The sequence below is a fragment of the Pseudomonas sp. S30_BP2TU TE3576 genome (genome assembly GCF_050436025.1).
Lineage (GTDB): Bacteria > Pseudomonadota > Gammaproteobacteria > Pseudomonadales > Pseudomonadaceae > Aquipseudomonas.
The window spans coordinates 94,534-107,833 of the sequence record NZ_JBNDLK010000001.1 but is presented as its reverse complement, the minus strand read 5'-3'; the positions used below and the strand labels follow the sequence as shown (position 1 = coordinate 107,833).

Below are 13,300 nucleotides of genomic sequence, written 5' to 3'. Positions count from 1 at the left end.
CCGGAGAACAATAATGACAACTCAAAACAAGGCCAAATGGCTCAGATTCCTGATCCTCATCCTCGGTGGTGGCACCATCTACAAGCTGGCGAACCTCAAGGACGCCTTCTATGTACCCATGCAGGAGTTCATGGGCTTGAGCCACACTGAAATCGGCATGCTACTGAGTGCCAACGCAATCATCGCCACCACACTGTTTGTGCTTGGCGGCCTGCTCGCCGACCGCTACGACACGCGCAAGCTGATCCCCCTCGGCCTGATCGGGACCGGTGGCCTGGGCTTGTACCTGGCGACCTTTCCACCCTTCAGCAATCTGCTGATCGTGTTCAGTCTGTTGGCCGTCTGTGCCGACTGCCTGTTCTGGCCTTCGCTGCTCAAAGCCATCCGCAACCTGGGTGACGATCAGGAGCAAGGCCGGTTGTTCGGCCTGCTCGAAGGCGGGCGTGGCGTGGTTGATACCCTGGTGGCCTTTTCCGCCCTCGGTGTGTTCGTCGCCATGGGCTCGGGCGAAGCCGGGCTGAAGTCGGCGATCCTGTTTTACTCGGTCATCGACATTCTGGCCGGCGGCCTGACCTGGTTCCTGCTCAAGGGCGGTAGCGCACAATCAGTGGCCAAACCAAAGAACGGTCTGGCGAACCTGATGGAGGCGATCAAGGTACCGGGAATCTGGCTGGTCAGTCTCAACGTGTTCATGGTCTACATCGTCTACTGCGGCCTGACCTATTTCATTCCCTACCTCAAGGAAATGTACGGGTTGCCCGTGGCTTTGGTGGGCGCCTACGGCATCATCAACCAGTATTTTCTGAAGATCCTCGGCGGGCCTGCTGGCGGTTTCATCGCCGACAAGCAATTCAAGAGCACCAGCCGTTACCTGAAGTGGGCATTCCTCGCGTTGTTGCCGCTGATGGGCGTGATCATGCTGATTCCGAAAAGCCCGGGCTTCATCTATGCAGGCATGGCCGCCACCCTGTCCTTTGCCCTGATCGTGTTCTCCATGCGCGGTGTGTTCTGGGCGCCCATGGGTGAAGTCGGCATTCCCCAGCACATCACCGGCTCGGCCTTCGGCATCGGTTGCCTGATCGGCTACGCACCCGGCATGTTTGCCTACGTCATCTATGGCGCGATCCTCGACCACTTCCCCGGTCAACAGGGTTACAACTATGTCTTCACCCTGATGAGTGTGCTGGCCATTGCGGGCTTCATGGTGTCCAGCCTGCTCTATCAAGCGGTGCGCAAAAAATCCACCGCCACCGGCGGGATGAGTGCGGCGCAAGCCTGATCATCGTAATGGCGTCCAGGAGGAAGGATCGTCTATCACGCCGAGCCTTCCTCATGCCCAAAACCCGAAGTAAACGAATGCCATGGCTACAGCGATACCCCACGCGGTCAACGCCATTGCCATTGAATTGTGCGGTGGCCGGAATTCGCTCGGGCGCTGCGAGCCAGACTTCGAAAACCCTGCGTGGTCATAACGACAGTGCATGATTGCGCGGTAGGTGTGCTGGAGGCCGAGCAACAGAAACAGTGTGATCAAGCCAAGGACAAGTCCGTGAGTAATCTCCGGTGTAAGCAATGGCGCAAGGTGATCCTGTTCGCAGGCAGCGCTATCGAGTTGAACAACGGTAATTCGATGATCATTTGTCGAAGACCGCTGTTGGCCAATTTGGATTGCCGCCTGTTGCTCCAGATCCAACACCTGATACTTCCAGAGCGTTGACGATCCTTTTCGGCAAAAGGTAAACGCTGCAGGACTTGAGACGGCGATAATGCAAGCGTCGTTGATGTCCAGCTTCTTCAGTGTTTCCGTGGCTGATCTGGTGAAGTCCAGGTCGAAGACCGGAGCGACCCCACTAGCAGAAGCCGCGACCGAAACCAATAAGCTGCTCAAAAGGCAGATGGCTGAAATGTTCAAGGCCGGGTTTCCTTTTTTCATGGTTTTTGACTTCGGAGCTCGGATGTGCCCCCGCTCCGGCTACTACCGCCATGATGACCCTCGCTGTCGCTGCATAAACCTGGGCAATTCAGCCCCCCCTGAATTTCCACACGAATGCATTTATGAGGCGAATGATTAGAGGGAGAAAGGGAGGGCATCCATTGCCCTCCCTTCCGCTTTCCACGCTCCCTGCGACCGTACTGACCAGGACCTCAAGTGGCCAGAATGAAGTCCGTCTGATCAACGGTCGCGCTGTTGACACCCACAAGGCGGATGGAGTCCGCTCCGATCCCGACCACCGTGTCCGCCCCGTCTGCCGTTATGGTCAGGCTGGGAGCGAACGTCGCGCTGGTGATCCCCAACCCCGTGAGATTGAGCAAGTCCTGCTCTGCGGCCAAATTGGCTCCGAAGTTCAAGATCGTATCGTTGCCGAAACCCGCGGCAGCAAACACGAACGTATCGTTGCCGGCGACGCCGCCACTCATCACGTCGTTACCGCCACCGCCGGTGAGAACGTCGTTACCCGCACCACCCACGATATTATTGCCGAGCACGTTGCCGGTGCCCGCGAAGTTGCCGCTGCCGCCGAAAAACAGATTTTCGACGTTGGCACCCAGGGTGTAGCTCGCGAGCGAGGTCCAGACCGTGTCGTTGCCGGCACCGGCGTTCTCGCCTACCACGTCCCCAAGGTCGGTGACTTCGTAGACATCGTTGCCAGCACCGCCGGCCATCGTGTCGGCACCCGCGCCACCGATGAGGACGTCGTTACCCGCACCGCCCACGAGCGTGTTGGCCAGCTCGTTGCCGGAGCCCGCAAAGTTGCCGCTGCCGCCGAAAAACATATTCTCGACGTTGGCGCCCAGGCTGTAGCTCGCGAGCGAGGTCCAGACTGTGTCGCTGCCGGCACCGGCAAGCTCGATCACCACGTCCCCAAGGTCGGTGGCTTCGTAGATATCGCTGCCAGCACCGCCGACCATCGTGTCGGCACCTCCACCACCGATGATGACGTCGTTGCCCGCACCGCCCGCGATCGTGTTGCCGAGCACGTTACCGGTGCCCGCGAAGTTGCCGCTGCCGCCGAAAAACAGATTCTCGACGTTGGCACCCAGGGTGTAGTTTGCGAGCGAGGTCCAGATCGTGTCGCTGCCGCCACCAGCGAGCTCGATCACCACGTCTCCAGCATCGGTGACTTCATAGATATCGCTGCCGCCACCGCCGGCCATCGTATCGGCACCTCCGGCACCGATGAGGACGTCGTTACCCGCACCACCCGCGATATTATTGCCGAGCACGTTACCGGTACCCGCGAAGTTGCCGCTGCCGCCGAAAAACAGATTCTCGACGTTGGCACTCAGGGTGTAGCTCGCGAGCGAGGTCCAGACCTCGTCGTTGCCGCCACCGGCGAGCTCGGTCACTACGTCCCCAGCGTCGGTGACTTCGTAGACATCGTTGCCAGCACCGCCGACCATCGTGTCGGCACCGACACCGCCGATGAGAATGTCATTGCCCGCGTCACCATTGAGGAGGTCGTTGCCGCCCAAGCCGTTCAGGATGTCGTTGCCAGCACCTCCGCTGGCAATGTCGTCGCCTGCCGTGCCGGTCCATATGTCGACACCGGCAGTACCGACAAACACATCACCGGCGGCCACCGGGGCTGTAGCGTCGGACGCAATGCTTTCGGCCGCACCGAAGTCATCCACGTAACTGACCACCACGCGCACCTGATCGCCGACCTGATCCAGGCCAAGCGTGAACGTGCTGGCGGTGGCTCCGACGATGTCGACGAAGGTGACCCCGTTGGTCTCCTGCCACTGGAAGGTGAACTGCGCATTGCTGAGGCCATCGACGTCGATGATGCTCGACGTGTCGGCGGTCAACACCTGGTCCGGAAACGCAAGCCCGAGGATGGTCGGCCCTGCAGTCGGTGCGTTGTTCCCCGACGAGTCGACGATCTCCAGCGTACTCTGGGCATCCTGATACACCGCCCGAACGCGGAGGTTCAGACCGGCGACATCATCCGCCACCCGATAGGTGGCACCTGTCGCCCGCGACACCTCGCCAGCGGCGAAAAAGGTGATGTCTTCAAAGACACCCGAGCCCGCAGCGTTTTCGACCTGCCAGTAGTAAGCCACGGGACCGGTAACCGCGCCGGTCGGATTGGCCGCACTCACGTTGTCCGCGTCGCGGACCGACTGATCGCTGACACGCAGCAATTGGCCGGCGACAGACGCGTCGGTACGTGCACCAGTGGTAGCATCGAGGATCGCCAGACGCCCCACAGGACCGCTGTTCAAGGCGGTGCCAACCCCGGACGCCTGCGCCTCGTCGGCGAACTGCAGACGCTCGATGCCCGTCAGGCGATCGACGCCATCACGCCCGGCCACCAGGTCGGTCACAATGACGGTGTTGCCATCGACAGCGACGCTGTACTCCGACGCATTACCGGAGAACACCGCGGTGTCGAAGCTATCAGTGCCGGTCAGAATCTCCCGCACGATGACCAGTTGGCCCGGGTTGTAAGTACCGTTCAGCATCGCCTGAACCATCGGCACCATGCTGTCGAACGTGGCGATTTCCGGGCCAGTGCCATCAGCGTTTGCCCGTACGCTGATGCGTACGTTCAGCCACTTGTCACCATCGATGATGTCGTCACCACCGCGGCCTTCGATGAGGTCGCTGCCGCTGCCACCGAGGATGATGTTACCGCCATCGAAGAACGTCGCTCCGACAGGCAGCAGACCCGCCAGGCCATCGATCAGGCTGATGTTGGTCAGCACACTGCCGGTTGCACCGGCGGTTGGCAGCGATGTCGCATTTTCGTTATCACCGCGCAGGAAGTCACCGTGTGACGAACCCGACAGACCTTCCATGATGTCGAAACGCACCAGCGCCGAGGCTCCCGAACCCGGCTGAACTGGCACATCGAAGAAGCGGTCGCTGTAATCGATGGTGACCCCCTGGGCGAGATCCTTGAAGGTCGCCCAGTCATAGCCCGAGCCGCCGATATAGCGGTCACCGAAGCCGAGACTGCCGACCATGATGTCGTCACCGCCTTCGCCGTTGAACTTATCGTTCTCGTTACCGCCGACGAATACATCGTGGCCGATGACCGGGTCGTTGCCGAGCGGATCGAAGTTGTCGCCAGGCGCACCGTCCGAAGTGCCCTTCTCGATCCAGTCGTCGCCTTCGTTACCCATGTCCTGTTCGTTGGCCTTGCTGCCCAGGATGAAGTCATTGCCCTGGCCACCAATGGCCTCGGAGGCATCTTCACCGGTAATGATGAAGTCTTTGCCGAAGCCGCCAATGATCAGGTTGATGCCGTTACCACCGTGCAACACGTCGTTGCCGTCGCCACCCTGGATGTTATCGTCGCCGCCGGTGTCGGTGATGATGTCGTCGCCGGCACCACCGCGCAGTTGGTCGTTGCCGTTACCACCGTCGATGCGATCGTTGCCACCATCGCCCCAGACCGTGTCATCGCCATCACTGGAGATGAGAATGTCTGCGTTGTCGGTGCCACCCAGCACGATATGCTCTTCACCACTGTACCGGATGTAATTGGTGTCCAGCCCTACGGTCAGCGGGTTGTCGCGGAATACCACCTGCTCGCCAGTCGGGCCGAGCGGATCGGCTGCGAGCAGCCCCTCGTTGAATTGCTTGCCCGGGTCCACTTCCAGATAGAACCCCATGTCCGAGAACACCAGGCCCGGCAAGTGCGTGGCCGAGGTGTTGGCCATGATCAGCTTGGCGAACGAGTTGCTTTCAAGTTCGGCATTCATCGACAGGCCAGAGGTACGCTCCAGGTAGTAGAAGCGGTCGCCGTCCTGCAGTTTTTCCAGCTGATTCTCGAACACGAAGTTGAAGGTCGAGCCGAGCATGCCGCCGAACGGGGTTTTCTGTTCGGCCAGGCCGCCGATCCACAGGTCGATGGCATCGACACCCGTGACCGTCACGTTCTTCAGGTCGTCGGCAGTACCCAGTACCCCATCGCTACCGGCCAGCGTTACGTTGGCAAAGGCACCGGTGCTGTTGAGGAAGTCCAGGCGGTCGGCCGGCGCACCCGCCCCACCGAAGACCAGCGCCAGGGCTGCAGCGCGTTTGTCTACCAGCGTGGTCGCCGCCGTGATCGTGTCATGCGTGCCGTAGGCCGCGATGAAGTTGATCAAAGACTCCGGATGTTTGAGGTGCTGTACCAGATCGACCCAGCTGGTGTACGGCTTGAGTTGGGTATCACCGGTTTGGCCGTAGATGTCGCGGCGAATCGCGTTGAGTGAGGGAATCCCCACGTCGCGGCCACGGGCGATGTTGAGCGCCGGCAGGTCGAGCGGCAAGCCGAGCAGGTTACTGCGCAGCGCATCGGTGACGAACTCGTCGATTTCGTTACCGGCTTGCCGGGTCACCCCACGTATGATCGCACTGGTCGCATCCTCTGGCGACACGCCACTGGCGGCGTACGCCAACGGGTTGAGGAATGCAGCGATCAGGCCGGTCTGTTGATTGCCCAGGGCATTCGGATTGCCGTCGCCTACCACGTTGAAATCAATATCGAAGCGATCGACGGTCTCGGTCAGCATCGAGTGGCCAAACCGGTACACGGTATGGGCGAACTCGGCGACGATCGAGGCATCGAGGTCGACGTCATAGACCTGGGTCGGCGCGAAGAACAGGTCGATGTTGGGCTGGATGGTCCGCGCAAATTCCTCGAACACCAGGTGCTGATACTGCATCTCGGTGCCGAACTTGGCAGCCTGGAACAAACGCTCGCCATTCCATACCAGCGCATCGAACTCAGCCTGGGTGGTTGGCAACGCAGCCACCGGATTGAGCAGCCACTCGTTGAGGAAGGCCACGTCACCCGAATCGAGCACGGTGTCCTTGGTTTGCTGGACCAGGCGGTTGTGCTCGGAGTGGAAGATCGCATGCACCGCGGTCAGGCCGATGTTCTCGTTGACCCGGCCGTCGCCGGCGATGTAGTGAGCGTCGAGCAGTTCGTTGTCATAGGTCAGGTTGTTGCCGGCCCCGTCAACAGGCTGCGCATTGCCAACAGCGGTGTCGGCGTCCGCCTGCAGTACCCCGCCGACGATTACCGGCGTTGCATTGTGGGCGATGTCGACGAGGAACTGGTGACCGGTGCGCACAGCATTGGTCAGGTCAACGGGAGCAAGCGGATTGCCTTCGACAAGGACGTCATCAGGCGTGCCACCAAGACCGTCAGCACCCTTCATCACGATCATCGGGAAGCCGTTCGGCCCCTTGATGAAATTGCCATAGGCGTCAGTCGCCAACAACGGGGCGTTATCGACGTCGGCGTCGGTCAGGTTGATGCCGAGAATGTCACGGGCCTGCGCCTTGACCACCTTCCAGGTCGCCATGCCACCAATCTCGACGTCGTCCGCGGTACCAAACTGGCCATCCACTCCCAGATCACGGTTGGTGATCAGTCTGCCGGTCGCTATCGGGCCGGTATCGGTCATCTGATAAGCGCGCAGGAACACCTGGTGCGACGGGTGCGAGCTGTAGGTCTGGTTCTGGTCCACGAACGGCGAAGTGGTGTTGGTGTGCTCATGGATGTCGTCGGCCGTACCGAGAACGCCATCCGGCCCCGGCAGATTGGTCGCGCGCGTCAGCACCATGAAGTTGGTCGGACTGCCCGGTACGAACAACGGATCATCCGGTTGCAACGGGATGAACACGGTGCCCGAACCACCTTTGGTGACCAGGTCCAGGCCATGATCGAAGAACTGTCCGAAGAAGGTCATCCAGGCGTTGAACGGCGCGGACAACCCCGCGTCCGCCGCGACGTTCTCGAAAAAGTACACATCGTGATCATCGGCAGTACCGAACTGACCATCCAGCCCGGGGCTGGCGACTATCTGTACGCCATCCTTGAGTACGTCGTCGCTGCCCACCGCGCCGAAGTCGAGCACACCGTTCAAGCCCGGGTCGAAAGCCGTGGCATAGGCCGCCGGGTTATTCGCCGTCTGGTCGACGATCAGGTTACTGATGGTGCGCGGCTGCGAGTCAATCACAAGGCCGCTGTTCTGCGTATACGACGTTCCCGCTTCCGCCGGATTGAAGACCGGATCGGTCAAGCGCGGGAAGACGTTATCGGCGGCACCAAACTCGGTGTGGTTGTTGCCGTTGAGGTTCATCAGGTTGTTGTTCGACCCGTCGACCGTACGCAAGCCCAACGGCGAGCGAATGTTCGGGATCAGCGAGAGGATGTCCTGACCGGCTGCATCAGCCTCGGCAATCTTGATCTGGTCAAGAATGAAGTTGAGGTCGGAGCGGACCATGTGAAGACCCGCGCCACCCGCGGTGGCATCGACTACAGGTACCAGCGGCGTTGGCGTGACCGGTGCACCGGCAACTACGGCAGCCGTCGGCGTGGAGAACAGGATCTCCGTGGTGCCGTGACCGTCCTGATAGATCGCCTTGACCCGCAACGACAACCCGGCGAGGTCAGGAGAGACCTTGAACGCGGTGCCATCGGCGCTTTGGAACGCCAGGTCGCCAGCCGGCAACAGGATGATGTCCTCGAATACGCCGCTGCCTGGGGTGGCCTCGAACTGCCAGATGTAGGACACCGAGGAGTTGACCAACCCCTGCGGATTACCCGCCGCGACGTTATCGGCATCGCGCACCCCGGCGACGCTTACAGTCAGTAAATCGCCCACCGTGATCGCGCCGCCGTTGCCATCCGTGACAGTCGGACTGCCAACCGGTTGGGCATTGAGCCCATCCACCAGCACTAGCTGGTCATCGGCGAATTGCAGGCGTTCGATATGCAGCAGGGTATCGGTGCCGTCGCGACCCGCGACGCTATCGATCACTGTATAGACATCGTCCGCCAAATCGGCCGTGCCGCGGTCGTCAACGGTAACCGTATACTCGGACGCAACCCCGGAGAAAATGGCGGTGTCGAAGGCCGCCCCGCCCGTCGAAGTGCCGGGCATGATTTCCCGCACAGCCTTGAGCTGACCAGGGTTATAGGTACGATCCAGCATGAACGGGATCATGTCGACCATGCTGTCGAAGCTGGCGATTTCGGGACCGGTATGGTTGACATCACCGAGGGCATAAACGGCAATTCTGACGTTGATCCATTTGTCGCCGTCGATCAGATCATCGCCACCGCGGCCCTCAATCAGGTCACTGCCATCGCCACCGAGGATGATGTTGCCAGTGGCAAAGCCGGTGACCGGCAATCCGGCATCGGCGAGGAACTGGTCCAGGCCGCGGATCAACGCCACATTGGTCAGCGCACTGCCCGTGGTACCGCCGTGGTTGATGATAGTGACTGCATCAACATCGTCGCCTTTGAGCACATCACCGAAACTCGAACCGGACAAGCCTTCGACCTCGGCAAAACGGTCAAGGATCGAGGCCGGCGAGGCTCCGACCGGATTGAACACCCCGGCGTTCTGGTTTGGCGTGTTGCCGTGTGGCTGCGCCAGCGCGGCCATGGTCAGGTCAGCGGTCACGCCGACCTTGTCATTCTTGTAGGTCACCCAGTCGAAGCCGGACATGCCGTCCATCTTGTCCTGGGCATCGCTGCCGACAAAGATGTCATCGCCACCCTCGCCGATCATTTCGTCGAAGCCTCCACCACCGACAAAGATATCGTTGCCGATCACATCGTCATTGAGCAGTGGCGAGAAGTTATCGCCAGGCGCACCGTCCTGGGTGCCCTTCTCGATCCAGTCATCACCTTCGTTGCCGGTAGGTGGCAGGTTGGTCTTGGCACCGAGGATGAAGTCGTCACCCTGACCGCCAAAGGTGGTGCTGATGTCTTCAGTGGTGATGATGAAGTCCTGGCCGTCGCCACCCAGGATCAGGTTGCCTAAAGCAAGCATGCTGCCGACCACGATCACATCGTTACCGGCATTACCTTCCAGACGGTTGTCACCGAACGAGTCGGAAATGATGTCATCGCCCGCGCCGCCCAGTACCGCATCGTTACCGGCACCGCCTTCGAGGACGTCATCGCCGGCGTCGCCGTAAATGGTGTCATCGCCGTCACCGGAAATGATGATGTCATTGCCGGCGGTGCCACCCATGACGACATGGTCTTCACCGGTGTACTGCAGATAATTGGTGTCCGGACCGACAGTGTCGGGGTTGTCGCGAATCACCAGCGGCACGACTTCCACGCCGTTGATCATGATGCCGCCTGTCGGATCGGCGCGGCTATCCAAACCGAGGCCCGTGAACTGATTGGCCTGATTCACTTCAAGGGTGAATGTCGGCGTCAGGAACACGGTGTTCGCCAGGTGGGTGACATCGGTATTGAGCATGATCAGCTTGGCAAAGGAGTTGTTCTCAAGCTCTGTGCCGAAGTTCAGGCCCGCGGTACGCGACAGGTAGTAGAAGCGGTCACCGTTCTGCAACGCTTCCATCTGGGTTTCAAACACGAAGTTGAACGTCGAGCCGAGCATGCCGCCGAACGGCATCTTCTGTTCGGCGAGGCCACCGACCCAGAAGTCGATGTCGTCGACGCCCGTGATCGTCACGCCCGTCTGGTCATCTGCAGTACCCAGTACCCCATCCCTGCCCGCTGTCGTTACGTTGGCCCAGGCACCGGTGCTGTTGAGGAAGTCCAGGCGGTCAGCCGGCGAACCCGCAACATTGAATACCAGCGCAAAGGCTGCAGCGCGTTTGTCTGCCAGCGTGGTCGCCGCCGTGATCGAGCTATGCGTGCCAAAGGCTGCAATGAAGTTCACCAGCGACTCGGGATGCTTGAGGCTGTCTGCCAGGTCAGCCCAACTGATGTACGGCTTGAGTTGGCTGTCGCCGGTTGATGCGTAGAACTCACGGCGCGCCTCGTTCAAGGTAGGGATGCCAGTGTCGCGACCACGCGCCAGGTTCAGGCTCGGCAAATCGAGCGGCAGACCGAGCAGGTTGTTGCGCAACGCTTCGGTGACGAACTCATCGATCTCGTTGCCGACCTGGCGGGTCACACCACGAACGATCGCCCCTGCCGCCTGGTCCGCCGTCACCCCGCTGCCGGCAAACGCCAGCGGGTTGAGGAAGGCCGCGATCAGACCCAGTTGCGAATCCGGGTTGGCCGGGTCAGTGAGGAGCGGATTGAACGCAGGATCGAAGCGATCGACGGTCTCGGTCAACATCGAGTGACCGAAGCGGTATACCACGTGGGCGAACTCGGCGAGGATTGCCGGGTTGATCGAGGTGTCATACCCACTGGGTGCAAGGAACTCGTCGACCTGTGGCTGAATGGTCCGCGCGAACTCCTCGAACACCAGGTGCTGGTACTGCATCTCGGTGCCGAACTTGGCGGCCTGGAACAGGCGTTCGCCGTCCCACACCAACGCTGCGATCTCGGCGGGTGTAGTCGGAATCGCGGCCACGTCGACTGCCAGCCATTCATTGAGGAAGGCCAGATCGCCGGCGGCTATGAGGGTGTCCTTGGTTTGCTGGACCAGGCGGTTGTGCTCGGAGTGGAACACATGGTGCACGGTGGTCAGGCCGATGTTCTCGTTGACCCGGCCGTCGCCGGCAATGTAATGGGCGTCGAGCAGTTCGTTGTCATAGGTCAGGTTGTTGCCGCCCGCGTCAACGGGCTGCGCATTGCCGACAGCGATGTCGGCATCCGCCTGCAGTACCCCGCCGACGACGACCGGCGCGGCATTGTGGGCGATGTCGTCGAGGAAGCCATGCCCGGTGCTCACGGCGTTGGCCAGACTGATGGGAGCTGCCCGGTTGCCTTCGACCAGTTGAGTGACGTCATCCGCTGTCCCGGCGATGCCGTCAGCACCGTTGCTGATGCGAATCACCACCTGTGGCATGCCGTTCGGCCCGCGGATGAAGTTGCCGTACGCATCGGTTGCCAGCAACGGCACGTTGTGTACATCGGCGTCAGTCAGGTTGATGCCCAGAATGTCACGGGCCTGGGCCTTGACCACCTTCCAGGTCGCCATGCCGCCATTTTCGCCGCTGCCATCATCGGCAGTGCCGAACAGGCCATCGGCGCCGAGATCGCGGTTGGTAATCAAGCGTCCCGTTGCAACAGGATCGCCTGCCGCGTTGAGGACGTATTCACGCAGGAACACCTGATGCGACGGGTGCGAGCTGTAGGTCTGGCTTTGGTCCACGAACGGCGAAGTGGTGTTGGGCTGGCCATCATCGGTAGTGCCGAGTATTCCATCCGCACCGGCAGTACGCACCGCGCGTGGCAGCACCATGAAGTTGGTCGGGCTGCCCGCTACGAACAACGGATCGTCCGGCTGCAGCGGAATAAACACGAAGTCGGTAGCGCTCTTGGTGACCAGGTCAAGACCATGGTCGAAGAACTGGCCGAAGAAAGTCATCCACGAGTTGAAGCTGGCGGTCAGGCCGACATCCGGCGCCACGTTGGGCATGAAGAACACGTCCTTGTCATCGGCCGTGCCGAACACGCCATCCAGTCCGGGGCTGGTGACGATCTGTACGCCATCTTTGAGTACGTCGTCGTTACCCACCGTGCCGAAGTTGAGCACACCGTCCAGACCCGGGTCGAACGCTGCGGCATACGCCGCCGGGTTATTGGCGGTCTGGTCGACGATCAGGTTACTGATAATCCGTGGTTGCGGATCGGTCACCGACCCTGTCCCGGCGTATGCCGGCGATAGAAAGGAAGGATCAAGCAGGCGCGGGAAGGTATTGTCTGCGGCGCCAAACTCGCTCTGGCCGATGACCAGGTTGTTGAAGCTGCCATCGACGGTACGCAGGCCGAACGGCACCTGAGAGTTGGGAAGCAAATCAATGAGGCTTGCGCCGTCGGCATTCGCTTCTGCGATAAAGATTTGCTTAAGGATGAACTCAAGGTCCGACTTGCTGAAATTGGCCATTTTGGATTGCCCTCGATCTATTTGGGTAAAGGCACGGGACGAGAAAACCCTCCCGCGCCAAGTCAAGTGCTGGCTTGCGCAGTTTGTTAGTCGTGTTTTTTTGCGAGAGATCTGGCGTTACCCGGGACCCGGGATACACGCCTGGAATTCGCGAAATGAATTGCTCGCCGGGCGATCAGGCAGAGCGAATCCGGGCCCTGGGCGGGTCATGGAGTCTGGAAGTGAAGGCGAACGTCCTGGACAGCCCCTTCCCTCTGCAAAAGAACGAAATGATCGACATAGCTCTGCTCCTCTCAGGAGATTCACCGCGCCTTGCGTTGCCAAAGTGATGGCAAGCTTCAGGCGGGCGGGCCCCCCGATAACTAAGACTAAAGTTCCATAGCAAAACTTTGTCAATTTTACGTCGTTAAAACAGACGACCGGTGTTAGACCTCACAACTAGCTGTTTTTAAACGACATATAGAATTATGAGTGCAGATATAGAGCGAAATGTTATTGCTAACTGCCGGAGTGCAAATAA

The 13,300-nt window shown here is 60.4% G+C and carries 3 protein-coding genes; 1 reads left to right on the top strand and 2 read right to left on the bottom strand.

Annotated features, from left to right (window positions below; genetic code table 11):
- The first annotated feature begins 13 nt into the window (after positions 1–13).
- Positions 14–1,279, top strand: coding sequence for an MFS transporter (locus tag ABIA48_RS00385; RefSeq protein WP_429486402.1), 1,266 nt, complete (start codon positions 14–16; stop codon positions 1,277–1,279).
- Positions 1,280–1,330: 51 nt separating this feature from the next.
- Here the strand turns inward: ABIA48_RS00385 and ABIA48_RS00380 are convergent, their stop codons facing one another.
- Positions 1,331–1,933: a hypothetical protein gene (locus ABIA48_RS00380; protein WP_429486400.1), complete on the bottom strand. Its 603-nt coding sequence runs from the start codon at positions 1,931–1,933 to the stop codon at positions 1,331–1,333.
- A gap of 212 nt (positions 1,934–2,145) precedes the next feature.
- Positions 2,146–12,780 (bottom strand): peroxidase family protein, encoded by a 10,635-nt coding sequence (locus ABIA48_RS00375; protein WP_429486398.1) that lies wholly within the window; start codon positions 12,778–12,780, stop codon positions 2,146–2,148.
- Positions 12,781–13,300: the final 520 nt, after the last annotated feature.

Bases quoted from the DNA above. Each gene is read 5' to 3' on its own strand.
- ABIA48_RS00380 (WP_429486400.1), bottom strand. From the start codon at position 1,933: ATGAAAAAAGGAAACCCGGCCTTGAACATTTCAGCCATCTGCCTTTTG.
- ABIA48_RS00375 (WP_429486398.1), bottom strand. From the start codon at position 12,780: ATGGCCAATTTCAGCAAGTCGGACCTTGAGTTCATCCTTAAGCAAATC.
- ABIA48_RS00385 (WP_429486402.1), top strand. From the start codon at position 14: ATGACAACTCAAAACAAGGCCAAATGGCTCAGATTCCTGATCCTCATC.